The sequence below is a fragment of the Dolichospermum planctonicum genome (genome assembly GCF_005402965.1).
Classification (GTDB): Bacteria; Cyanobacteriota; Cyanobacteriia; order Cyanobacteriales; family Nostocaceae; genus Dolichospermum; species Dolichospermum planctonicum.
Map to the genome: position 1 here is coordinate 25,518 of NZ_BJCF01000011.1, position 26,744 is coordinate 52,261.

General features: G+C 35.7%; 17 protein-coding genes. 4 read left to right on the forward strand and 13 right to left on the reverse strand.

Translation table 11 applies throughout. The annotated features are described in order from the left end of the window. The first annotated feature begins 105 nt into the window (after positions 1-105). Positions 106-1,788 (forward strand): NAD+ synthase, encoded by a 1,683-nt coding sequence (locus FFO06_RS07025; protein WP_137907397.1) that lies wholly within the window; start codon positions 106-108, stop codon positions 1,786-1,788. 404 nt (positions 1,789-2,192) lie between these two features. Here FFO06_RS07025 and FFO06_RS07030 read toward each other — a convergent pair whose 3' ends face one another. The 5 genes from FFO06_RS07030 to FFO06_RS07050 all read right to left on the reverse strand — a co-directional run bounded on the left by FFO06_RS07030 (position 2,193) and on the right by FFO06_RS07050 (position 11,905). Further along, positions 2,193-6,416: an nSTAND1 domain-containing NTPase gene (locus tag FFO06_RS07030; protein WP_137907398.1), complete on the reverse strand. Its 4,224-nt coding sequence runs from the start codon at positions 6,414-6,416 to the stop codon at positions 2,193-2,195. Between the two features lie 233 nt (positions 6,417-6,649). Beyond that, positions 6,650-7,939: a P-loop NTPase fold protein gene (locus tag FFO06_RS07035; RefSeq protein WP_137907399.1), complete on the reverse strand. Its 1,290-nt coding sequence runs from the start codon at positions 7,937-7,939 to the stop codon at positions 6,650-6,652. Positions 7,940-8,194: 255 nt separating this feature from the next. Further along, positions 8,195-9,445 (reverse strand): ABC transporter ATP-binding protein, encoded by a 1,251-nt coding sequence (locus FFO06_RS07040; RefSeq protein WP_137907400.1) that lies wholly within the window; start codon positions 9,443-9,445, stop codon positions 8,195-8,197. Between the two features lie 124 nt (positions 9,446-9,569). Further along, entirely contained in the window at positions 9,570-10,706 is a 1,137-nt protein-coding gene (locus FFO06_RS07045; protein ID WP_137907401.1) for a glycosyltransferase family 4 protein, read from the reverse strand. Between the two features lie 29 nt (positions 10,707-10,735). Beyond that, complete coding sequence (locus FFO06_RS07050) at positions 10,736-11,905, reverse strand: glycosyltransferase family 4 protein (RefSeq protein WP_137907402.1); 1,170 nt, start codon at positions 11,903-11,905, stop codon at positions 10,736-10,738. 347 nt (positions 11,906-12,252) lie between these two features. On the opposite strand from FFO06_RS07050, the gene FFO06_RS07055 reads away from it, so the two are divergent. The 3 genes from FFO06_RS07055 to FFO06_RS07065 all read left to right on the forward strand — a co-directional run bounded on the left by FFO06_RS07055 (position 12,253) and on the right by FFO06_RS07065 (position 16,942). Continuing rightward, positions 12,253-14,499 (forward strand): NHL repeat-containing protein, encoded by a 2,247-nt coding sequence (locus FFO06_RS07055; RefSeq protein ID WP_137907403.1) that lies wholly within the window; start codon positions 12,253-12,255, stop codon positions 14,497-14,499. A 454-nt stretch (positions 14,500-14,953) separates the two neighbouring features. Continuing rightward, on the forward strand, positions 14,954-15,736 hold the full coding sequence (locus FFO06_RS07060; RefSeq protein WP_137907404.1) for a PIG-L deacetylase family protein: 783 nt from the start codon (positions 14,954-14,956) through the stop codon (positions 15,734-15,736). Between the two features lie 96 nt (positions 15,737-15,832). Then, entirely contained in the window at positions 15,833-16,942 is a 1,110-nt protein-coding gene (locus tag FFO06_RS07065) for a glycosyltransferase family 4 protein (protein ID WP_137907405.1), read from the forward strand. A gap of 217 nt (positions 16,943-17,159) precedes the next feature. Here the strand turns inward: FFO06_RS07065 and FFO06_RS07070 are convergent, their stop codons facing one another. The 8 genes from FFO06_RS07070 to FFO06_RS07105 form a co-directional block, all read right to left on the reverse strand. Continuing rightward, entirely contained in the window at positions 17,160-18,308 is a 1,149-nt protein-coding gene (locus tag FFO06_RS07070) for a glycosyltransferase family 4 protein (protein WP_137907406.1), read from the reverse strand. A gap of 122 nt (positions 18,309-18,430) precedes the next feature. After that, a complete protein-coding gene (locus tag FFO06_RS07075; RefSeq protein WP_137907407.1) occupies positions 18,431-19,879 on the reverse strand; it encodes an O-antigen ligase domain-containing protein in 1,449 nt (482 codons plus the stop codon). Positions 19,880-19,929: 50 nt separating this feature from the next. Beyond that, positions 19,930-20,889, reverse strand: a complete 960-nt coding sequence (locus FFO06_RS07080) for a glycosyltransferase family 2 protein (RefSeq protein WP_137907408.1) — start codon at positions 20,887-20,889, stop codon at positions 19,930-19,932. Further along, complete coding sequence (locus FFO06_RS07085) at positions 20,807-22,009, reverse strand: glycosyltransferase family 4 protein (RefSeq protein ID WP_137907409.1); 1,203 nt, start codon at positions 22,007-22,009, stop codon at positions 20,807-20,809. The genes FFO06_RS07080 and FFO06_RS07085 overlap by 83 nt, the downstream gene beginning before the upstream one ends. 12 nt (positions 22,010-22,021) lie before the next feature. Next, positions 22,022-23,008, reverse strand: a complete 987-nt coding sequence (locus FFO06_RS07090) for a glycosyltransferase family 2 protein (RefSeq protein ID WP_137907410.1) — start codon at positions 23,006-23,008, stop codon at positions 22,022-22,024. 49 nt (positions 23,009-23,057) lie between these two features. Beyond that, positions 23,058-24,185 carry a glycosyltransferase family 4 protein gene (locus FFO06_RS07095; protein WP_137907411.1) on the reverse strand — a complete coding sequence of 376 codons (1,128 nt, stop codon included), beginning with the start codon at positions 24,183-24,185 and terminating at the stop codon, positions 23,058-23,060. 68 nt (positions 24,186-24,253) lie between these two features. After that, positions 24,254-25,117 carry a hypothetical protein gene (locus FFO06_RS07100; protein ID WP_137907412.1) on the reverse strand — a complete coding sequence of 288 codons (864 nt, stop codon included), beginning with the start codon at positions 25,115-25,117 and terminating at the stop codon, positions 24,254-24,256. 118 nt (positions 25,118-25,235) lie between these two features. Continuing rightward, on the reverse strand, positions 25,236-26,705 hold the full coding sequence (locus FFO06_RS07105) for a glycosyltransferase (protein ID WP_137907413.1): 1,470 nt from the start codon (positions 26,703-26,705) through the stop codon (positions 25,236-25,238). Between the last annotated feature and the right edge of the window lie 39 nt (positions 26,706-26,744).

Below are 26,744 nucleotides of genomic sequence, written 5' to 3' on the forward strand. Positions count from 1 at the left end.
ACGCTGATTAACGCTGATTAACGCTGATAAATACAGATGATTGTGATTTTGTGCAGTCTAAAATGAGATTTATTTTATTTATTCCCTATTCCCTTTTTGATGATCATGAAAATCGCTATTGCTCAAATTAATCCTCTTATTGGTGATTTATCTGGAAATGCTGAAAAAATTCTGGAAATGTGCCAACAAGCATCATTAACAGGTGTCCGTTTATTATTAACACCTGAATTATCAATTTGTGGTTATCCACCCAGAGATTTATTACTAAATCCTAGTTTTGTAGTCGCAATGGATCAGACATTACAAAAATTGGCTGAAGATTTACCCGCAAATTTAGCTGTATTGGTGGGAACGGTTGTGAAAAATTCCCAAGGGGGTATAACTGGAGGGAAAAATTTGTTTAATAGTATGGCTTTATTAGAAAATGGCAAAATTCAGCAATTTTTTCATAAAAGACTATTACCAACTTACGATGTTTTTGATGAACATCGTTATTTTGAACAGGGACTAGAAGCCAATTATCTGATATTAGATCATCTGAAAATTGGTGTGACAATTTGTGAGGATTTATGGAATGATGAGGAATTTTGGGGTAAGCGCAGTTACCCAATTAATCCCATGGCAGATTTAGTAAATTCCAATATAGATTTAATTGTTAATTTATCCGCTTCTCCCTATACTGTTGGTAAGCAAAATCTGCGGGAAGCAATGTTAAAACATAGTGCTATTAATTTCCAAAAACCGATTATTTATACAAATCAGGTTGGCGGAAATGATGATTTGATTTTTGATGGCCGCAGTTTTGCTGTTAATAAACAAGGGGAAGTTATCGCTCGTGGTGAGGGTTTTGTATCTGATTTTATCACTGTTGAATTTGATGCAAATCAACAAGATTTAGTATTAGGTAATATTTCCCCTGTTTATGAATCTGAAGAAGCGGAAATTTGGAAGGCTTTGGTTTTAGGAGTTAAAGATTATGTTCGTAAATGTCGTTTTTCTAAGGTCTTATTAGGTTTAAGTGGGGGAGTTGATTCTGCTTTAGTTGCTGCTATTGCGACTGCGGCATTAGGTAAAGAAAATGTAATTGGTGTATTAATGCCTTCTCCCTATAGTTCAGAACATTCTATTAGTGACGCTTTAGCATTAGCAGACAATTTAGATATTCAAACTGAGATTTTACCTATTGGGGAACTAATGCAAGCTTTTGATCAATCTTTAAATGATTTATTTGCCGGTACAGAATTTGGGATAGCAGAAGAAAATCTCCAATCTCGCATTCGTGGTAATTTATTAATGGCAATTTCTAATAAGTTCGGTTATTTGCTTTTATCTACTGGCAATAAATCAGAAATGGCTGTTGGTTATTGTACTCTTTATGGTGACATGAATGGAGGTTTATCTGTGATTGCAGATGTTCCCAAAACTCGCGTTTATTCTCTTTGCAAATGGTTAAATTCTCATCATCAAAAAGAGGTTATTCCCGTAAATATTCTTACAAAAGCACCCAGTGCGGAACTTAAACCGGGTCAAGTTGACCAAGATTCTCTACCAGCCTATGATATTTTAGATGATATTCTCGACCGTTTGCTGCATCAACATCAATCAGCGGCAGAAATTGTTACCGCAGGTCATGACCCGGTAGTTGTAGATAAGGTATTACAGTTATTATCTCGTGCGGAATTTAAACGCAGACAAGCTGCACCAGGTTTAAAAATCACTGACCGCGCTTTTGGGACTGGTTGGAGAATGCCTATTGCTAGTAGTTGGTCTGTGTTACGGAATATATAAGTGGGTTGGCGTTAAAAATTGTCGTTATGACAAGGGAACAGGGAACTCTTAACTGGGAACAGGGAAGAGGTTTTGGGCAACTTTACTTTTCGTTACTTACAGCACTTCCCAGTGTTATGAAGTACATATCTAGCGGGCAAGATGCCCGCACCACAAGAGTTTCATGATTCAACTTTGTACCTCATCAGAGCGGAAAACGCTGTATGTCGGTTTTTTTCCGTTCACTTACTTAAAGGAACGTAAAATGTAAAATCGCTGAAAAACTATTAGACATCTCCAGAAAAGAATGTAGAGCCGAGAATCCCTACCCATGGAACGTCTCTACAAGGGTTGTAAGTCACGCATATTTAATTTTCACCAGATGTCTATTGCCTCTTGCTTTGCTATATTACCATGGCACGCCATCAGATATCATCACATAACCAACGATCTTGATCACTCAACTCAATCCCGGGATTGTGTAAATAATCCTTTACCCAAGCACAACCATCTTTAAGTACTCGGTCTAAATTCCGTACAGTCCACAACCGCGCTGTTTTGTCCCAAGAAGCAGTAGCAATGGTTTTACCGTCGGGACTAAAACTTACACTCCAGACGGGACCTTGATGTCCCTGAAATTCCTGTAGCAATTTCCCCTGTAAATTCCACAACCGCGCTGTTTTGTCCCAAGAAGCAGTAGCAATATTTTTACCGTCGGGGCTGAAACTTACACCCCAGACATAACCCTGATGTCCCTGAAATTCCTGTAGCAATTTCCCCTGTAAATTCCACAACCGTGCTGTTTTGTCCCCAGAAGCAGTAGCAATATTTTTACCGTCGGGGCTGAAACTTACACCCCAGACAGCACCCTGATGTCCCTGAAATTCCTGTAGCAATTTCCGCTGTAAATTCCACAACCGTGCTGTTTTGTCCCCAGAAGCAGTAACAATATTTTTACCGTCGGGACTGAAACTCACACTTATGACAGCACTCTGATGTCCCTGAAATTCCTGTAGCAAATTCCCCTGTAAATCCCACAACCGTGCTGTATTGTCATCAGAACCAGTAGCAATGGTTTGACCGTCGGGGCTGAAACTTAGACTTCTGACAGCGCTCTGATGTCCCTGAAATTCCTGTAGCAAATTCCCCTGTAAATCCCACAACCGTGCTGTATTGTCATCAGAACCAGTAGCAATGGTTTGACCGTCGGGGCTGAAACTTAGACTTCTGACAGCACCCTGATGTCCCTGAAATTCCTGTAGCAATTTCCCCTGCAAATTCCACAACCGTGCTGTATTGTCCACAGAAGCAGTAGCAATGGTTTGACCGTCGGGACTGAAACTTACACTTCTGACAGCACCCTGATGTCCTTTAAATTCCCGTAGCAATTTCCCCTGCAAATTCCATAACCGCGCTGTTTTGTCCACAGAAGCAGTAGCAATGGTTTGACCGTCGGGACTGAAACTTACACTTCTGACAGCACCCTGATGTCCTTTAAATTCCCGTAGCAATTTCCCCTGCAAATTCCACAACCGCGCTGTTTTGTCATCAGAAGCAGTAGCAATGGTTTGACCGTCGGGACTGAAAATTACACCCCAGACAGCACTCTGATGTCCGTGAAACTGGTTACGTTCTTTGATATTATCCAGGATATTATTTAAGGCATAAATAGGACTAGTGGTGGGATATTTGTCCAGGGGAATGTTTTTAACTAATGTTTTTAAAGTTTTACCATTCTGGATAGCAGCGACTAAAGATGGTAATTCTTGGAGTTGAAATTGTCTTAAAACATTGACTCCACCTTGTTCTAGTTTTGTCACTTGTTTAGCCATATCAGCTTCTTTAAATTGATTTAAGGAATAAACAGAGGCCATACCTGCAATTACGATAAAACCCGCAGCTAACCTAGAACTTAATTTTAATCTTTTTTGTCCTTCTTTAATTTGTGCTTCAGCCTTAATTCTGGCTTTTTCTATTATTTCTTTAGCTTCCTTTTCCTGTTTTAATTCTGCTTGAGCTTGAGCTAATTTTGCTAATAATTCATTTCCCTGCTGTTGACGAACAAACTCAACTAAATAATCATGAACTAACTGATATCTATCTGCTGGAGATTCTGGTAATAGTAAGACCAAACCGGACGCAACGAAAATATTTAAAATCAAAACTAAATCCAGATTCTCACTTTTTGGTAATTGTACTACTAATTCATCTTTGGTTTTTAAAGGTCTGGTATGATTTTCATCAGTGAGTGAATATAATACTAGTCGTGCTACTTGTTCATGTTCTGAACCACAGTCTTTAATCACATCTTTTAAAAACTTTTCTACTAACTTTTCCTTATTGCCAAATTCTCGATATTTTGCTAAGGTTGTAATTTGTTCAGTTTGTAATTGTGTTCCCACAATTTGTAATTCTATGGGTCTTACTTCCCCCATATCTCCCGCTAATTGTTTGACCAATTCCGTAATTAATTCTGCTTGTAAATAAAACTGAGTTTTTTCCGTGAGACTTTGAATCACTGTTTGAGCGTCTGCGGGAGAAAAGTTACCTAAATAATAGCGAATATCTTTATCAAGAATATTATTATTAGTGACTGTCAAATCAACTAAACGGTCTAATTCTAATAAATAATGTAAATAATCTTCCCGTAAGGAAAGAACTATTTTTACAAAAGGAATATCTAAACAGATGCGGAAAAAGTCATAAAATGGTTTTCTCTGGTTTTTATCAGTATAAACAAAGAAAAATTCCTCAAATTGGTCAAATATCAAAACCGTTAATAAATATTTATCAGCATTTTTTCGCAATTGTTGAATAATTGTCTCCGTAGAATGTAGGGATAATTGATCATTGGTTGATTTTGTTGATTTTAAATGCTCTCCTAAAAGTTCTATCCAATTTGTATAAACTCGTAAATATATAGGTACAGCGTTCCGTTCTCCAATGGGTTCTTGTTGAAGAGCGGGAATTAAACCACCTTGTAAAATCGAACTTTTGCCAACTCCAGACTGACCATGAATTACAGTTAATTTATGTTGAGTTCCTGCGATTCTTTCCCGCAACCGTTTAACATCTTGTTCTCTTCCTGAAGCAGAAATTTCTCTAGCAATTGTACCGATATTTTCCAAGTTTTCGACTCCCCTCTGTTCTCCGGGTAAGGGAGTATTGATAATTTGACGTTGGGGGTTTAGATAACAAGCACCAACAAAAGCCCGAAAACCATATTGTTGTTCAATTTGTAATTTTTCTTGTTTGAGATTAAAGGCTTTTAAATATTGTTTTTCTTGGAAATAGAGAAAACTTAATTTTTCTAAAATCGCAATATAAAGTTTAGGATTATATTGATGATAACTTTGATTTTTAGCAGTTTCTAAGGTTTGAATAGCTGCGGATATTTCCCCTAAACCGACTTGAGAATGGGACATAAATAAACGATATTGGCTATATGCTTGGGAGGGTAAATTGGGAATTTTAGTTAAAATATCTATTGCTTGTTGTGCGTATTGATTTGCTTTTGGATAGTCTTGATTTTCTAAAGCTACTTCTGCGAGAAAACCGTAATTTTGACCTAACCACATTTGTGAATGTTGTAGAGATGTTCCAGGAAATGTCTCTAGATTTTCAGATAGTTTCAGAGATTTTTGAGCTAGATTTTCTAAATCATTCCACGCTTTTAAATGTCGGAATATTTCCCCTAAATCGTTGATATATTGAATTACTAGATCTAATCTTTGGGCTTTTTCAAAAATCTCTACAGCTTGCTGTAAATAATTTCTAGAATTTTGCCAATTCTCTAGATCTTCACTATTGTTAATTTCCGCTTTGCGAGTATAAACCAAAGATATTTTTACCAATATTATCCCATAACGTTCTAAATTATTACAGCCTATTCCCCCCTCTAACCCTCCTCTTAGCAAGGGGAGGGTGCGCGACAGCGCGGGTGGGGTATTATTATTATTTTGCCAAAATTCTTGACTTTTTTGAAAATAATTTAAAGCCTGATCTAAATGATCTTGTTGATATTCCCGTAAACCAAAGGCCAAATTTAAACCAGCTTGTATTTCTGGGTTTATTACTGCTTTTCTATTTTGTAAGTCCTGAGTTGCAAATTCTATTTCTTGGTAAACTTGAGGACTGGGAATATGATCATTAATAAATATTTCTTCTGTTGTTTGTTGAAGGAGATTAATTAAATCCTCTGCATCATTTTCAAAATCCAGAATACTCCCCCAATTTTCTAAATCTGGTGCGACGCGGATAATTTTTTTAAGAATTTGATCATCTATCCAAATCAAAATTGGAAAGGGGAAGTTTTTTCTAAATTCCTCTCGAATTTGATTAGACAGATTCAAAATTACATCAATGTTTTTTACAGAGTCTAAACCAGAAATCATTAAGGCTGGTGGTTGTTCATTTCCCAATTCTTGAGATATTTGATTGTACAAACTTTTTGTAGATGCTGTTAAAGTTATTTCTCGAATAGGAATAGAGGAAACTTGATGAATTTGTGCTGATATTTGCTGACGTAATTTTGCATAATTACAACGGAGAAAAATCAACGATAATTGACTTTGAGAAAAATTAATTGCTCTCAATACCGTTCGCAAGGAATTTTGATTATTATCGGGGGAGATTTCTGGATTATTCATGATATGGTTTCCTCATTTCAGTTAAGATATTTAGGTTTTTAGAGGCTTGCAAAAAATCAAAATGGTGCGTTACTTGGAAAAAATCAAAATGGTGCGTTACTAGTCGCTAACACACCCTACGTTTCTACGTTTCTTAAATTAACATGGTGCGTTACTAGTCGCTAACACACCCTAGGTTTCTTTTAAAACATCCTCTTAAATTAACATGGTGCGTTACTAGTCGCTAACACACCTTAGGTTTCTATTAAAATTGGGTTAATATCAAACCAAGATCCATTTTCGTCTCGATATTCAAATACAAACATACTGCGAAGTAGGATATCATATTTTTCATCTCCTCGATAGTTTTTTGTCTTTCGTACTTCCTGTAATAAATCCCATTCGTCAGGTGTAATTGCTAAATTTAACTCATTACAACGTTTTTTGATCACTGTTTCCAGACATTTTCGAGAAATTGGTGTGTCTTCCATTTGTAAACAACGAAATAATAACATTAACAAGTTACGCAAATGACCACCGCTAACTTGACAAAGTCGTTCTAAGGTTTCCGAACTATCAAATATTTTTGTAATTAAATTTTGACTTTCTTCTGCACTAACTCCGGGAAAGGCTCTTTTCATAATCATTTCTTGTAATAGCGTGATTCCTGCGGGATAATCTGCACCATTTCTCTGTTTGACTGCTACCATTGGTAAAACTTTAGGATCTACTCCAAAGCGATTTGTTAACCTACCTAAAGCGTTAGAAAATATGAGAACTAGGGGAATTGTATAAACAACATGACACTTTAATTTATTTAATTGTTCACCCCTGTCTACAAATAGGTATTCTGGTTGATATTGACCATTTGGTTTAACAGCATTATCTATCCTATCTAGATTATCAATGATCACAACTAAACCTGTTTTACCGCGTTTTTTGAGTTTTTCTGTTGCGGGGATAAGCAATTCTTGATTAATTGATTCTAAGATTCCATTGGTACGAGGTTCTAAATATTGTCGCAGTTGACTCCGCAATTTAGGACTATCCTTTGTTTTAGCGGTAATTTTGCCAATACCTACGGATAATTCCGCTTCAAAACCAATATCTAAGGGGGTTTGTAAAAGTTCCGCTATTTCTGTAAATAGATTTTGAAAGTATCCTGGTTTGAGTTTAATTTCTGCTGCTTCTAAACTTTGACTAACTTCACGAGCGATCGCTAGTAAAATATCTGTAATATCAATATCGGCTAGATCTAAACTTTGGCTAGACTCAAAATAAACTACATGAAATTCTGAGTTTTCCAATTCTGCTTTTAACCGCAGTAATTCAGTAGATTTACCACAACCAATATGTCCTGTAAATAATTGACAAGTGGGAATTTCTGGAGAAAGTAAAGTAATAGTTCTTTTAAATTCCCTAATAATTTCTGCACCCCGTACCTCGGAAAAATCAATGTAATATTGTCTATCTTCAGCTTTACTTTGATCAAGAGTTTTGTTAGGGTTACAAGCTTGATAAAATCTTGTTAAATCAAATTTCATGGTAAATGCCCGATAATCCTGATAATCACCCGTTTATGATAAATATATCAGTATTATACATAAAATGATCAAATCAAACAAGAAACAATATTTATAATGAACAATAATGGATATTCCGCACTTAATAGTGTAATCTTATACCATATACAATAGATTGCAAATTCCTGAGTTACAAAAATACTCCACCCCTGAGCAAAGATTGGGGAGGGGTGTACTTGATAAACCTAAAATTAAAATAGGCTGTATTATCGCTCTCTATTTGGGAAATATTGCTAACTGTGTTTCTGTATCAAAAAAATGTAGCTTATCAGGTACAAACGATAGCCAAAGTTGTTCATCTACATTGATAACTCTATCTGGTGGAACTCTTACCTGTAAAGACTGTCCATCTGGATGGTGTACATCAGGGTCAGAAATTTTTACAGATAAAAAAGTATCATTTCCCAGATTTTCTACTAAATCAACTTTTACTGGTAAATTTTTCGTAGCAGGTACACTCAAAGTTAAATGTTCTGGACGAATACCCAATATTAAAGTTTTACCATCATAGGGTTGTAAAGCACTTCCCCAAGTATCTGGGAGAGTAAAACGGAAGTTAGTATGACTAATTACTAAAGGTGCGTGAAATTCCACTGGGATAAAATTCATGGGTGGAGAACCAATAAATTCAGCCACAAAGCGATTCGCAGGACGGTTATAAAGTTCTAAGGGAGGTGCGACTTGTTGGATCTTACCTTCTGACATAATCGCAATGCGATCGCCCATAGTCATCGCTTCAGTTTGATCATGGGTGACATAAATTGTCGTTGTTCCCAGTTGATGTTGTAACTTGACAATTTGACTACGAGTTTCAGCCCTAAGTTTAGCATCCAAATTAGATAATGGTTCATCCATTAAGAATACTTGAGGATTGCGAGCGATCGCTCTACCTAATGCTACCCGTTGTCTTTGTCCTCCAGACAGTTGTTTAGGTAAACGATTTAACAGAGATTCAATTTGTAATAAAACTGCAACTTTTTCTACTTGTTCCGCGACAATTCTTTCCTTTGGGGAAATATAGCGTAATTTTTTCGGTAACTTTTTCGTCAAAGCTACCAATAGATTTTCACTCCATTGAGTAAATTTTGTTTTCCCTGCTTCCTGATCACCAAACTGACGACGTAAACCAAAAGCGATGTTATCATATACAGTCATGTGGGGGTAGAGAGCGTAACTTTGAAACACCATAGCGATGTCTCTAGCTTTCGGGGGTAAATCATTAATTAAGCGATCGCCCACAGAAATGTTACCACCAGTCATCACCTCCAAACCAGCGATTAACCTCAACAAAGTGCTTTTACCGCAACCAGACGGACCCACCAACACCATAAATTCACCATCAGCAATGGTTAAATTAATACGTCTTAAAACACTGACATCATCAGAACCGTCTGTGTGTCCCTTTGCAGATTTCCCACTGCGGGAGGGAAAGCTTTTATAAACGTTTTCTAATACAACTTTAGCCACGACAATTTACTTGACCACTTATTAATTTATAGAAGCGGAAAAATTCCACCCATACCCATAGTATACATTTTTTCTCAAAATCCAGATTCCCGACTTCTCCAAGCAGTTCGGGATCTGAGTTATACTAAATTGATTTTAATAATTCTTGAATTTGCTGATTAATAATATTAACATCAAAAAGTTGACTAGCAGTAATTTTAGCATGATTAGCAATCATCGCGGTTTTTGCAGAATCTTGAAGACAGTTATTAATTACTCGCGCCAATTCTTCAGGTTTTCCGGGTGTGACTAAAAAACCATTAATACCATTTTCTACTAATTCTATTACACCTCCAGCTTCAGCAGCAATGACAGGTTTACCGCACAGCATAGCTTCAATAATAACCCTTCCAAAAGGTTCAGGTGCGGTAGAACTATGAGTAATTAAATCACACATAGTCATTAATTGGGGAATATCCGAGCGAAATCCCAAAAATTTAACTCGATTTTCTAACCCCAATGCAGTTACTTGGTGGTGGAGATTCTGCACATATTCCTGTTCACCAAATAAAGCATCACCAACTAAAATTACTATCACATTTTCTGGACATAGGGAAAGAGCATCAATTAAAATATGTTGTCCCTTCCAAGGAGAAAGACGGCTAAAATGTCCAATCACAAACTTATCTTCTAATTGGAGATTTTTCCTGAGATTGATAACTTCTAACTCATCAACATCATAATTTTTTATCTCAAAACCATTATAAACAACGTGAACTAAATTTGATTTTCCTCCAGCTTTTAAAAATGCCATTTTACTAGCTTGAGAATTAGCAATTACCAAAGATGCACAAGCATTGATTAAATTAACAGCAACCCGGAGATTAGTTTGGCTAAAATGTTCTAAAGAAAGAATATCATGTAAATGATAAACCAGAGGACGACGAGCTAATAAACTAGATATTGCTCCGACAATTAAAGCCTTTTGGGTATTAGCATAGATTAAATCATAGTTCTTTGCCCGTTGACAGACCTGATTAATTAAAGGTATGATTTGTCCTAAACTGCTTAATGCTGGCAATAAACCACTTTCTTTATTAACATTAATTGGTTGAGTTGTTAAAACCTCCACAGGAATTTGATATTTTTCGAGTAACTTTCTAAAATCACCATCTGCAAATAAACCAACCAGAGCATTTTTACCATAAGGTTTAGCAATATCTGCTAAACACAATTCAGCACCACCTGGTTTACCACTTTGGTCTAAAAATAGAATTTTCATACAATTTTCATGGAATTTCTATAATCAATTTAAGCTAAGAGAACTTGACGAACTTCTTGAGCGATATTCGTCCAATTATAATGTTTAATTGTGTAATTACGACATTCCTCCCTAGAAGGTAGAGGAAGTTTAGCTAACATAATTTGTGTTAACTTATCAGCGATACTTTCTACGGTGATTGATTCAGTAATTAAACCTGGAGAAAAGCCTTGTAAAATTTCTGGCATTCCGCCCACGGGGGTACATAAAACCGGAGTACCACAAGCTAAAGATTCAAGAATAGCTAATCCAAACCCCTCAAAAGATTGACTAGGCATTATAGTTAAATCAGCGGATTGATAAGCTAGAGGTAAATGTTCATCAGGTAAAAAACCCAAGAATTTTACATGATTTTCTAAACCTAATGCTTGAGTTTTTTGTTGAAGTAAAGCCTGAATATGACCACGGCCAGCTATTGCTAACCAAATGTCAGGGACTTGTATTTTAATCATAGCAATTGCTGCTAATAATTTATCAATACCCATTCTATGAACTAAGCGACGGGAAGTAAATAATATTGGTCTGTTGCTTGGCCAACCTAGTTTTATTCTTGCTTCTTGACGTGATAGATTATTCTGAAAGTGGTCAATATCAACTCCACCAGGAATGATGTGAATTTTTTGCCAGGGAATTTGATATTTTTGATGTAATATCTGACCAAAAGCTTTACTAAGAACAATAAAGCGATCGCACCGATTATAAGTGCTTTGTTCTATTAATTTTTGTTTTAGCCAAATACTAAATTTTTTATTAGTTACTTCTTCTTGACTTTCGGAAGCCCAAGGACCATGAAAGTTAAAGGTAACAGGTATTCCCTTGGGTAAGATGTCTAAAATTGGAAAACTGTATAATGCAAAATGGAGATTAATTGCGTCAGGTTTACCTAATCTTGTTTTTTTAAAGTTATGACGAATTGAGAATAGTCTAGAACTAATTTTACTATCTGGATTAGCTAAATTAGTTAACTTAATTTGTGTATTTTTTGCATCTGCTGGTAAACCAACTCCACACAATTCTATTTCATCTTTCTGTGCTGCTAATTTATGAGTTAATTCATAAATATATCGTTCCAATCCTCCGGGTGTTTTAGGAAACCAACCCGTACCCAAGGTCAAAATCGCCGCAGATTGTGTATGGGATTTTGTATCTTTACGTTCCATTACCAAGATCATTTTTTCAGTATTATCTTCTCATACAAAGCTGGAAATTAAAATCAGCTTAAATCTGAAAAATATTTTATTTCTATAAGCAAAATATATCAAAAAAATATATTTAGAGTATTCCAGGACTTACCCAAGAGAGTAAGAGTATTCCTGTATTGAGTATAATGTAGTTATTTTTAAAGTATATTTTATTGATTTGATGAAGTTTCGATAAAATAATATACAGATTCATATTTATTTGTTAGTTTATGAGTAAGAAATGTAAATTAGAAGTTTTTCAAGCAGATTACTCTGGGTTTTGAAACATTTTTAATGGTTGATTAACTGATAATCAAAAAATTGCTATGAACAATAAATTATTTCAGCTTAGTAAAATTCACCACAAAATTAACGAATATATTAATAGTTTATTTCAGAGTAGATATTGGCGAAAAAAAATTATATTTAACATTTTTCTTGGTCTAACCTGTGGACTAATAGTGACGTTCATAGGAATGATAATGGATTTAGGAAATACGGCCAATACTAAAATTCAGTTAAAAAATAAAACATCTAAAATTTCGGAAATCACTTATACAACTTCCTGGTTAGGAAATACCATTGGTAATGGTAAATTGCGAGTACAAAATAATATTGAGGGAATGTATGTCAAAGATGATGGGACTATTTATACCAATAGCTATTGGGATGAAGCTGGTAGCGAAGCAGGAATTTATAAAGATGGTAAACCAATTTTAAATCTCGAAGATACACATGGTTGGAATCGTTTAGGAGGTAAAGCGATAACAGTAGATAACAAATATATTTATATTGCTATGTCTCAAGGGGGAATGGATCAAACCAAAGAAGATTATCCTCCCAAAGATCAAATTTGGTACTGTGTGAGACGTTATGATTTCAAAGGAAAACCTGCACCTTTTGCAAAAGGAAATGGCTGGGATAAAAGTATGTTAATTACCAGCAAAAGCAATCAAGTAACTGGACTAGCGACGGTAGATAATAAACTATTTGTTAGCAATGCTGGTGAGAATACGGTTCTGGTTTATAATACTGAAACCATGGAAGAATTAAATAGATTTACTGTAACTAATCCAGGAGATATCGCAGTTGATAAAAAGGGCAGTTTATGGATTATTGAAAATCAAAACAGTGGGACATCTGGAAAAATTGTTAATTATTCGCAAACAGGCAAGAAATTACCCCAAGAAATTATAGATATTGATAAACCATCAGCATTAGCGATTGATAATCGTGGTAGATTGTTAATAGCAGAAAATGGCATTAATCAACAATTACTGATTTATAATATCAATAATGAACCAGTTCGTGTAGATAGTTTTGGCGATAAAAAAGGTATTTTTAGTGGTGTACCAGGAGAGGTAAAAACATCAAAACTATATGGAATTACGGGAGTTGGTACAGATAGTAAAGGCAATTTTTATATAAATAATAATGGTTTTAATAAATCAGGAACAGATTTAAGAAAATTCTCTCCATCAGGACAAATACAATGGCAATTACTAGGATTAATATTTGTAGATAATGCAGATACTGATCCACAAACAGATGGTGTTAATCTATTTACTAAACAAGAACAATATGTCATGGATTATAGTAAGCCATCTGGTCAACAATGGACTTATAAAGCTTACACCGTTAATCCTTTTAAATATTCTCAAGATCCCCGTTTACATACATCACCAGATGGTACTTTTGTGCGTCGTATTCAAGGAAAACCTTTTTTATTCCTGACAAATATGTTCGGCAGTTTTTTACAAATTTATCGTTTTCAACCCAATACAGATGGGAAAATTGCTATTCCTGCGGGAATGTTTGTTGGTACTAATAATGGAGGTAAATCTATTACTGGAAATTGGCCACCCTATCAACCAGAAAAAGGAGAGTGGATTTGGCGTGATATTAATGGCAATGGTGCATTTGAAAAAAATGAGTATGATAGTAGCGAAGACTATCCTTATATGGGAGGTTGGTGGGTAGATAGTAAAGGTGATGTTTGGAAAACTTTGCGAACTCAAGATGGTATTCGTCGTTATCCTTTACAGGGAATAGATACTAAGGGAAACCCGATTTATACCTATAGTTCGATGCAAAAAATTAAGACTCCTAGTATCTTTAATGATTTGCGAAGAATTGAGTATTTTCCCGAAACAGATACTATGTATTTATCAGGTTTTACTATTGAACATCCTGCATTTGGTGACGACACTGGAGTAGTAGGATCGGAAATTGTGCGCTTTGATAATTGGAGTCGGGGAAATCCTACCCCAAAATGGCGAACTGTAGTTCCTTATGATACTACTGGTCAGCGAAAAGTCTCGACCGCAGCTATGAGTATAGCTGGTGATTATGTCTTTGCAGTAACGGTCAAAACCGCAGAAGTATATGTTTATAAAGCTGCAACTGGGGAACTTGTACAAAAGATGAGTCCAGGTCCAGAAGTTGGTAATAAAAGTGGCTGGGTTGATATTCCCTACGGTATCCGCGCTTTTCGTCGTGCTAATGGTCAATATCTTGTGTTTGTGGAGGAAAATTGGCAAGGAAAGGTGCTTGTTTACCAATTGAACTTATGATATATAGCGTTTATTTTCTTGAATAAGTGACAATATCCCCGACTTCTCTAAGAATTCGGGAATCTGAATTTATGTTAGTGTTTTAACTTTTGATAAATTGATTATATCATGTCCGGTTGAACAGTTATCATATCTGTTGAGGCTGGTAATGGGTAATTGGTAATTGGGAAAAGGCAATACAATCATGAACTATATCGTAAGTGATTGGGCGGAAATGATATTATTCATGAAAATAAAATCCATGGCAAATATTGTGCAAAAACTTATTGGTATCTTTTTATTAACTTTATATTTTCATGATAATTTAATCAAAAAAATAAATAAGTCTCCTAGAAGTTAATTATCATAATACATAATAATAGTTATTAGTACAAACTTATTGATGATAATAATCAATGGTTATCATAAGTATTTGTGAACAAATTGAATGTTGTTTTGAATTAAACTGAGAATTATGAACAGAAATAAAGTATTAACCTCTTTAGAAAAAATTATCCCTAATAAACTGCTAAATCAGATGCAATATATTCATTGCAGTTTAGTTTCATGGTGGATTTTAAATTGGGGAAGTCAGCCTTTAAAATTTTCCGAAAAATCAGCAATGGTTTTTGCTCCTCATCAAGATGATGAAACCTTTGGTTGTGGAGGTATGATTGCACGGAAAAAGGAACAGGGAATACCAGTAGCTATAGCTTTTTTAACTGATGGTAGAGGTTCTCACGGTGTAAATCTAGATATTCAAAATCTTATCCATATTCGTCAACAAGAATCTTTGACAGCGTTAAGTATTTTGGGAGTAAATATTTCTGAAATTCATTTTTTTAACTACCAAGATGGCAGTTTATCAACGCTCAATTTAGAGGTAAAACAACAGATAATTAGTCAAATTTCTGAATTACTAAAGGTTTACCAACCAGGAGAAGTTTATCTACCTCATCGTAAAGATTGTCATCGAGATCATGAAGCTACTTATAGCTTAGTAAAAGAGGCAATTAACCAAGCTGGAATGACAACAGAAATCTTCCAATATCCTATTTGGATATTCTGGCGATCGCCATTATTTATTCTCTTAAAATTACAAGATATTGCCGCAGCTTATCGCTTTTCAATTACATCAGTAAAAGAGAAAAAACAAAGGGCTATTGCTGCTTATCCTTCCCAAATTGGGATGTTACCCTATGGATTTATCAAGAGATTTTTAAATTCGGAAGAAATATTTTTTAAATCTGAATCCTAGTATTTATCTTAGGATTTAATATCTGATGCACTCTACTAACAGTTACTTCTGTGCATATTAAATTAACCGTAAATCATTACATTGGAGAAGAGTTAAATGCGGATTTTACATATTACTAGTCATCTGCAAAAAATCGGCAATGGTATTGTCAATGTAGCCGTAGACTTAGCTTGTTTACAAGCACAAAGTGGTTTGGATGTTGCTGTAGCTTCTGCTGGGGGAGAATATGAAACATTATTAGCAGATTATGGTGTTAAACATTTTCACTTAAATCAGTCTCGGAAACCATTAAATCTGATTCAAGCTACTTGGAATTATCGCCGAATAATTAATGATTTTCAACCAGATATTGTTCATGTTCACATGATGACAGGAGTTATCTTAGCGGGAATTTTTAGAAAAAATCGAGAATATCATTTAGTGTCTACGGTTCATAATGAATTTCAACATAGTGCTGTACTTATGGGATTAGCAGATCAGGTAATTGCAGTTAGTAATGCAGTGGCTAATTCAATGATTCGACGCGGTATTCCATCTGAAAAATTGCGAGTGGTTAGCAACGGTACTTTAGGAAGTCCTCGGCATAAAAAACTTCAAGATTATCAACCAGTAGCAATGGAATATCCATCTATAACTACTGTCGCTGGGATGTATAACCGTAAAGGTATTTCTGAATTAATTGAGGCATTTAAAATCATTGCCACAGATTTTCCCGAAGCACATTTATATTTAGTAGGAGATGGACCTGATCGTCCTGTGTTTGAGGCTATGGTGAAAAATACAACTTTAAATAATCGCATTCATTTTGAAGGATTCCAACCAGAACCACAACGTTATATGTTAGCCACAGATATTTTTGTTTTGGCTTCCCATTGTGAATCTTTTGGTTTAGTTTTGACGGAGGCACGGGAAGCTGGTTGTGCAATTATAGCTAGTAATGTAGATGGGATTCCTGAAACTTTAGATCATGGTCAGGCTGGGATTTTAATCCCACCTAAAGATATTGACACCTTAACTAATACTTTGACACAATTACTGAGCGATCGCCAACGCTTAAATAAGTGGAAATTCCGCGCTCAACAAAATCTACAAAGATTTCATGCAGCGCGAGTCAATGAAGAAACACTAGCTGTATATCGGGAATTAATGAGAAAATCCAATGTAATTGAAGTTATGGAAATCAGAGAATTAGTAACTGGTAAATAAATAGCAAAGGAGAAGGAAAATCAGGGAAAATAATTATATCTTTTATATCTTTCATATCTTTTAGGAGTTTTTGCAAGAATTTTAAAAAATAAAATAGCGTGGAAAACCATAGTCTTTCGGAATCAGGGTTTTGAGCTAATCTTCTGATCAAGACTCAGATCCCCGACCTCTTTAAGAAGTCGGGGATCTTATTGTTCACAAAGGAAATATTTCTCCCTTACAGGGGGAGTCTTTTTGTAGTTTCTGTGACAACATTAGGCATTATAGAGCCTATAGTTTTAATAAAGTTTTGGGCATAACGCTGTGTAGAGAATTGAAGAGCGCGTTGTCTTGCTGCTATTCCCGCAGATTGGGCAAATTCCTGGTCGTCAAGATAGCGAAGAATGGCTTCTGTTAGGGCTTCTGCATCGTCGTAAGCTGTTAACAGTCCATTTACCCCGTCAGTGATAATTTCCGTTGGACCACCAGCGTTACCAGCAATGACGGGTTTACCTAATGCCATTGCTTCAATAATCACAATTCCAAAGGGTTCTTGATCAGAAGCATGGACAAATACATCCATTGCTTGCACCCATTCTGGCACATTGCGCTGTAACCCAGCCATAATTACTCTATCACCTAATTTTAGATCAGTGATTTGTTGATTTAAAAATTCCTGATAATCCGGTTCCAGATCATGTTTACCACCAACTACGACACAATGGGCATCAGGATATTTCGCTAATACTTTGGGCATTGCTGCTACTAGTACGTGCATTCCTTTCCAGCGTTGCAAGCGTCCGACAATGCCGATTAAAGGGACATTTAAGGGTAAACCCAGTTTTTTTCTGGCTTCTGCGGGAGAAGGCAAAATAGCAGGATCAAATCGCTCTAGGGCTACTCCAGGATAGACTAGGGGAGTTGGTCTGTGAGGCCAAATCCGTGCTTGTGCTTTTTGACCATCTTTTGAGAGTGTAACAATTGCTTGGGCTGGGATGAAAGTTGCTAACCGTACTAACCAAGTTCGAGCATCAGGAACTTCTAATTGATACCAAATAGCTGGTAAACCGGCTAACATTGCCGCTAAACCACCGGAAATATGGGTAATCCACATCCAGCTAACGATCGCATCTACACTTTCTTGACGAGCGATCGCTGCTATGCGCAAAATAGTAGTCATAAATCGGTGAATTTGACGCAAACGGCCACTAATCACAACTCGCGTATCAATACCCAGGTTTCTTACCTGCTCTACCATTGGTCCGTCTTCTAAAAATATTGCCAACCAGTCTACATTGGCATTACGTCCTTGTTGCATTAAATCCAAAAACATCATTTCACCACCGCCTCGCTGTTCGGCTAATGGCATGATAATCATAACTTTCATAATTTACACCTGAGCGGCTGATCGTTAATATTTCTGGCAAAAATCCTGGGTGGATTTTTTAACCACAGATAAACGCGAATGATTCACAAGATTTTTTCCAGTTAGATAATCTTGTCTTTTATTTAAGTTTTGAGTCCCATGTCTGGAGAATTTTGAGGATTTTGATAATACTTATGTGCGGCCATACAGATGGCAAAAAATCCCCACAAAATCATCCCGGAAACACTCAACATTCCACTACCAATAATTAGTTGTGAACAAGAACTAATAGCAATAGCCCGAGCGGCACTAACAAAACTATCAAACCGCGCTTCCGTATATTGGCTAACAGTAATAATCATTAAGATTAATCCGCCCATATAAGGAATAGCCCCCAACCACCCCAGGGTAAAAAACATATCTAAAATGCCACTATCAATGACAACTACTTCTATTTGTCCGGTTTTTTCGTTGACTTTCCAGATATTTCCTAAACCATTACCGAAACTATTAGTTAACGCTAAACCAAGATTCCTCTCATAACTGCCTGATCTATCTTTTAAACTGCCATCTTGTTGCAAATTAGCAAAAGTTTCTAATCGAGAATTTACAACTTTAGCAATTGGTTCTATAGTTAGCAAGGGGAGAACACACATGGACATTACTAAAATGATTGTAATTAATCGCATTTGAATTTTAGCTTTTACAGAACCCATAATCATAATTATCCCCAGTAACCAACCGCCCCAATTAGTCCTAGCTTGTGATAGCAAAAACGATAAATAGCCCACGGCTGAAGCGGGAAAAATTAACGGACCTGAACTGGTGAATAATAATAACAAACCTGCTTGCATAACGGCACCAAATGGACCTACTGAATGCAGTGTACTCCAGACACGCATCCCAAAAGGGACAGGATTTCCAGAACTAGTAAAAAGTTTTGATTCTATTAGCCAAAAGCGATCCCACTCCGGTGCTACGACAAATTGATATATACCGTAAGTTCCTATCAGCAAAACACACCAGAGAAATACACGCTGAATATTTTGTTTATAGCTGGGATAATCTCGCCAGTTGATAAATAAGTGAAAAGCGAAAAGAATGGGACTCATCCAGTCTAGAAAACCCCGGATTACTGGAATTGGTTGATTGTAAACTAGACCGATCAAAAAAGCATAGAATACTCCAATAAAACCCAAAATAAAAGGTAAACCTCCTTTACGAACTGCGCTAGGAAGATATTTTAAAAACGTGGCTATGGTGACAAATACTACTAAATAAGGTGCTATGAGCATTTGACGGGTAGGGTCCCAGCCAACACGATAGTCAACTAAACGAGTCAGCAAAGGTGAAAGAAACCAGATCCACCAAGTGAAGCCAATGTAAAGTAGGGAATGGCGCAAATACAAAAATACAGCCACTAAGAAAGCTGTTACCGGAAAAATTAGACGCAATAGGCCAGCACTAATAAAATAATTAGCTGTGATTAAAAATAGGAAGCCAAGAATGACTATCCAAGCCTGTGCTGTTCGTTCTTGAGGATAGAAGTTTTGTCGTAAAAAACTATTAAAAAGTATCGGTTTGGAAATCACTTTGATCTCGATTTTGTATGAATAAAAATTTGGATGTTGGCAGTTTTTAATTAATAGCCAAAATGGTGTTTATCAAGGTTAAATTTTGCCAATTCAATTCTATAATGTTGATATCCTAACCATCTTCCTTTTAAGGATGCTTGCAATTTTTTGGTAGCAAGTTGTCCTTGTTTGGGAAAAAGTCGCAGCCATTGACATATTCCTAAACTTTCCCTTGTACCTACTAAAACTGACCAAAATAAAAATACAATCCGACGCAAAGGAGAAAGATGTTCTAATAAAACTAGGGTTTCATTATGGACTAGGTTAATTAATGCAATGTCGTTGAAGTTGTGCCGTTGATCTTCATCAAAACGTTGGGCTGGATAGTGATCTACAGCAATACTGGGATCATAAATCATTTTCCAACCTGCTCGTTTTAAGGTCAGAGTAAAGGACATTTCAAAATGCACTTGTGCGCCAGTGCCTTTCATTCTTTCGTCAAAGCGTAATTTTCCAATAGCTTGGGTGCGGAAGCTCATATTCACACCTTTAAGAATATCAACTTCACGGGGTGCGCCAATTCCTAAATGATGATTGCCTATAACGCGCCCAAACCATTGCAATTTACCAACAACTGGTTGGTACTTGTCTTCTAGTTTTCCCCCTTGATAAATCCAATCACGGCCACCAACTCCGCCAATGTGAGGATCAGCCAAGAAATGGGTATTAATTTTAACCAACCAGTCGGAATGGGGGGCCGCGTCATCGTCGGTGATGGAAAGAATGTCACCGTTGACTTTGACTAGTCCAGTGTTAAGGGCGGCCACTACTCCCGGCTGACTGACGGTAACGGTTTCTAGGGGTAGATGGTGGTGCTGTTGGGCGAGAAACTGCTGAGTTTCTGTGTCTGTATCCCTGATGACGACGATGGCCTGATCAACTGGTTTAGTTTGCTGTTCTAGGGCTTTCAGACAGCGGTACAGGTCTTGAGGACGGCGATAGGTGGGGATGAGAACTGTGTTTCTCATGGTTGGTTAATTCCGCAAATATATTGAGATAGTTTTGTGCCATATTTGTCCAACTATGTTTTTCCGCTAGGACGCGGGCAGCTTGTGCCATTTGTTGACGGAGTGGGCGATCGCTGGCTAATATAGATAAACTAGCTGCTAAACTATCAATGTGATCGGTTTCTGGCAAGACAATTCCTGCTTCTGCTGTGACTAATTCTGCACCCCCTGTAGCGGTGGCTGTAATCACAGGTAAGCCAGAAGCCAATGCTTCTAGTAGTACAAGGGTGCAAGCTTCGTAACGGGAAGGAAATACAAAAAAATCTGCTGCTTGCATAATTTGGGCAATATCTCGACGATATCCCAAAAAATGTACTCGTTCACTGATACCTAAATTATTTGCCAATTCTAAAAACGGACTTCCTTTTGTATTGCCAACTACAGCTAAATGTAAATCAGCAACTTTTTTTAAAGCTTTTAATACCGTATCTAAATTTTTTCTCGGTGTGCGAATATCTCCGGCAAATAATGCCAAATTAACATTTTCCGGTAAACCTAATAGGCTACGAGAAGTAACACCAGGAGTAAATTCTTGTAAGTCTACACCATTGACAATTACCCGAATTTTTTGGCGAGGTACACCAATGCTAACCAATTCTTCCGCTACTTTTTCGGAAACAGCAATAATACTTTTAGCCTGAGAAAAAGCTTGTTTTTCCCAATAGGAATTAGCGGCGGTAAATAACCATTGATATAAACCGTAAAAATCTTTACGACTGCGAGAAATATGCACAGGCGATCGCCACCATGAACTATGAACAAAATGCACAGCATTTACATCTGCTGCACTCATAGTAATTGCACCATTGACTTTAATTAAATCCAAATTACCTCGATTTTTATCCAACCAAGCTGCACTTTTTTTCGCAAAAATGAAATTGCGGATAAATTCGCTAGGATAACCTTCCACTGGGATATAAATCCAATTAACTGCACGATTTTCTAATAATTCAGGGGCAACTTCACTGGCTAATAATGTTAATTGATAACCCCGACGAATTGCTTCTTGAGCTACTTCATAATTAACTCGTCCTTGACCATCACCTTTTTTGATTTTGTGGGTAACAATACAAAGTTTCACTTATTACCTCTCTTAAACATTCAAGATTTTATTTGTTAAATTGGGGGGAATAAAACTGATAATCAGGGCAGCTAAAGTTCGCAAATTAAATTTTTGTTCACTTAAAGTCTGCCAAAAATAACGGCGAGCATCTAGGATTTTTTGATCTCGTAATAAGCCAATTCCTAGAGTTGTATTAGCTGCTAACCATTTTTTTCTAAAGTGGGAATTAAATTCCTTTAAACGTTCATCCTCCATAAAGACTTGATAACAGAAGATTTCACTTTTACCTTTACGAATTTTTGCTTGAACGTTACGTTTTCCACTGAGCATAGTATCAGTTTGTTCATGGGCGCGATATCGTGTTAATCTTTCTGGTTGATAGTAGACTCCATGGCCAGATATACAACAAAGATATGTTAAATATAGATCCCACATTCCTCCAACTTCTGGTGGAATCATCTCCCAATTAATTAAACTATTACGAATTACAGCAGCCGCAGCGGTAGATATACTTTTATCAATTAGGCCAATTTTGTAGAAATTTTGATGAATTCCTGGGGTGATTTTATCTCGCTTAAATCCCCGTGAATTTTCCTCAGTTCCAGAATAATTAATTTGTCCTTGAGCGTCAATAATATATTGGTCGCAAAAAGCGAGAATTAAATCAGGATTTGCTTCTAAAGGGGGTACAAGTTTGACTAAAAAATCTTCATTCCACATATCATCATCATGGAGACTGGCAATATATTTACCTTGTGCCATTTTAAAAGCATGAAGTTGATTAGCTAACATCCCAATATTTTCTGGGTGTCGGTGAAATTTAATGCGTGAATCGTTAAATGATTCTATTAAAGATGCAGGATTTTCTGAACTACAATTATCACAAACTATAATTTCAATATTTTCATAAGTTTGTTGAACTGCACTATTAATTGCTTGTTTCAAGTATTCTGGGCGATTATAGGTAGGGATAATAACGCTAACTAGGGGTTGTGTGAGTTGAGAATTAATAAACATGATTGCAATTCCTTGATTTTTAATTGATATCCCCAACTTCTTAAAGAAGTTAGGGATGTTTAAATTCAGTAATAGTTTGTGAGTAGATTTTTTCTAATTTGTGAATGTGAAGATCAAGAGAAAATTCTTGCTGAAACCATTGTTGACCTTCTTCACCCATTAATCGGCTTTTGTGATAGTTTGTTGCTAATTCGTTGATGGCATCTGCGAGATTTTGAATATGATTAGGTGTAATTAAAATACCTGTTTTACTATTTTGTACATATTCGGGAATACCACCAATTGAACTGGCAATTATGGGACGATAATGGGCATAGGCTTCTAGAGTTACTAGACCAGCGGGTTCAGGCCAAAGACTGGGAAAAACTACAGCTAAACACTGTTGATAAAGTGTTTTTAATTTGTCTTTATTACACCAACCATGCCAGGTAATACGCCTATTCAAACCTATTTTTTTAGCTAATTGTTCCATCTTAGATTTAATCCAACCTTCACCAGCAATATCAAGATGAATATTGGGGTTAGTCTTTGCTAAAGCTTTGAGTAACCATTCAATTCCTTTATCGGGAACAATGCGACCAACAAACAAAATTCGCTGATTTTGATGAATTTCTTGAGTTAAAGATGTCGTGGGATATTTAGGTTGTTTTACACCACAGTGAAGTGTAATTACCCGATGAGGTGATAAACCATTATTAATAATTTGCTCCCGCACATAATTACTATTAGCAATTATAGGAATATTGATTTTTTTAGCATTGCTGAGAAAATCGTAACTACTCCGCCAATTTTGCCATATTTTTTCCGGTCTACGACTACCACAACCATCTACTAAATGTCCCCAAGTACAGCCAAGGGGGTGCATATTGCGATCGCATTTCTGTTGACGATTTGCTAAATATTTTGTGCCACTAGGACAGTAACTACAATGATTATGAAGTGTAAATATCGCCGGGCATTCTCCCCGCAATTCTGCTAAAAATTCTGGATCATGAAGGTGGAGTAATTTACATTGTCCTTGGTCTAAATTTTGGAAAGAATTAATATGGTGATTACTCACTCCTAAGATTTCCGAATTTACCAAAGAAGCTATATAAGTTTCTAATCCACCACCACCTTTAATATTAGCAGCAGAACATTGATATATTTTCTGTTGAGAAACTATTGCATGATTCATATTCAACTTCTTGATCTTATTGGTTATTAGCTATAACAGTTAACGGGAACTTAATTTTATAGTCAAATTCAGCCAGAAATATCTAAATTCAACCAAAACTTATGTCTGACATCATTAACATAGTGTCTCAAAGCAATTTTCCTTTTATCGAACTTTTCTAAATACTGAAATTGGTCATCAACACTTAAAATAAACTTGGTTTTATCCAGAGGCTTTGCCTGATTATTGTGCATAGCTAAATGCACTACAGTTTGTTCTGTAAAATAAACAGGTACATCTACAAATTCAGTAACACGCTCTAAAGAACTTACCCAATTTATTTGCTGTTTTAGTATAAAAAACCCTGCATTTACTGGATTTAATTTTTCATGATTATGTAATATTATCCGTTCATCTAATGACGGTAAACAATCAGGTAAATACCAAGAATAACTATCATCTGAATCACATAAATTTACAAGTTCCTCAGCACCGGGAAAAAAGAGAATATCAGCATCAGTGTAAATTGTAGGTTTATCAATAGAAATTGAAGTTAATACAGCCAATCTTCTCCAAAATGCCATAATCGCACGATGAGGATAATTTACTACGTAATTTGAAATAGGTTTAGGTATATCACCTATTACTAAATCTTTCCATTCAATAACATCAACACAGGAATTTATTCGGCGTAAAATATTACGAGAAGATGACGAATAGCTACCATCAGAAATGACAATAAATTTGTTAGGAATACCAACATAACGAATAAATGACCTAATATTTGCTACTTGAATAGCGAAATCCCGTTCACAAGAAAAAGCATAGACATCTATATTGGCTTTTTTCTCTGGAGTCAGTGGAAAATTGACAATATTATTAATGGCTTTATTATATAAAAAACGATGAATTTTTGCTTGAAATTTTGCAGAATGATAGCCTATATTTACCATTGTTTTTATCCAAAAAATAAACAGAATACTTGATTAAAAGATGAAACTTAAGAGTGCAATTGAAATTTTTATATTGTTTCATTACACCTTGAATTTGTCTGATGCTTATGTACGGTAATTAACCTACTTTACAATGAAAATAATTAGTTAAAGTTGCGGTTGAGCAAATACTGTCAAAAATTTTTAAGTAGTCTTGCACCAGAATTTGATAACTTAATTCATTTTTTAAATGACTGCGATCAAATCGTAAAGGAGAGCCAGAAAACTTAGCTGTTATTATGTGAGAAATTACTTCATTCATAGCTTTTACATCCGTAGGTTCTACTAACCAAACACCTGGTTTATCTTGTAAGTAATTCCAGTTTTCTCCATGAGGTACTGCTGCTAAAATAGGTCTATCTGTCATCAAATATTCATAGGTTTTACAAGAAATTCTTCCTCCTTGTGAACCATCTGGACGATTTGGTAAAGTTATTAATAATAAATCTGCTTGTCTAGCTAATTGAATAGCTTGAAAGTGAGGTAATGCTCCACATACAGTTACTATATCTGTTAGATTTTGATTTTCTAAAACTCGATTAACCACAAATTCTGGAAAACTATTACCATAAATCGAGAGTTTGATTTTGCTTTGCCATTCCGGGTTTTCTGCATTTACTTTTCTGATAGCTTCACCCACAAAAACTGGACTAGAACTACGATAATCAATTTTTGCTCGTTCATAATATCCCCATTTCAACCAAGCATGATAAAGTTTTTTCAGCAAGGTTTGTTCTTGAGGTAAATGATAGAAATCATACCAGCCATTCATCCCACCTGTATAAATAATCTCAAAAGATGAATTATCATTTTTCGAGTTAATAGGAGTAGCAAAATCTAAAGGATCTGCACCACAACGAATTAAATGAAACTTTGATTTTTGCGTTTCAGGCTGACGATTTTTGACTACATCTAAATTGAATTGAGAAACATAAACTACCGCATTTGCTTGTCGAACATAAAGGTTTTCTAGCCAAATTTCGAGATGATAATGTAACCAACTGACAGACTTAGGGTGCATATCAGTACAAATAAGTGAATCATCTAAACTAACTATTAAAGGTAACCTTGTGAGGAATTTTAGCGCAACTCCCACTAAACCTGCAGAATAGGGCATCATAATCACAAAAATAGCATCTGGTTGTTGCTTTTTAATTAATTGATAGCCTTTTAATACTGCTGGTAAAAACCAAAATATCTCTGAATCTGGCCAAATTAATAATGTTAATATTTTCTCAAGTCTCAGTTTTCCTAGCCATGTAATTAAAGTTTGTGGATACCAACTTTTTACATAATGAATATTAGATTTTTCTGATAAATAACCATCCTGTGTAGCTGTTAATACATTGATTTGCCAAGTTTTTTGAAATTCTCCCAATAGTTTATTAGCCCTATGGGCAATTGGCGTTCTTAAAGGTGGTAAATAATGGGCTATACAAAAAAGTTTTGGCTGATTTTGTAATTTTTCTGCCAAGTTATTTTGATAATTAGTAGATTTGTTTACTTTAGCAAAAGTTAAGGATAGAAATCCTAAAAAAGAATTATTCATTGCTATTATTATCTACATTATTTACCTGGATAATTTGAG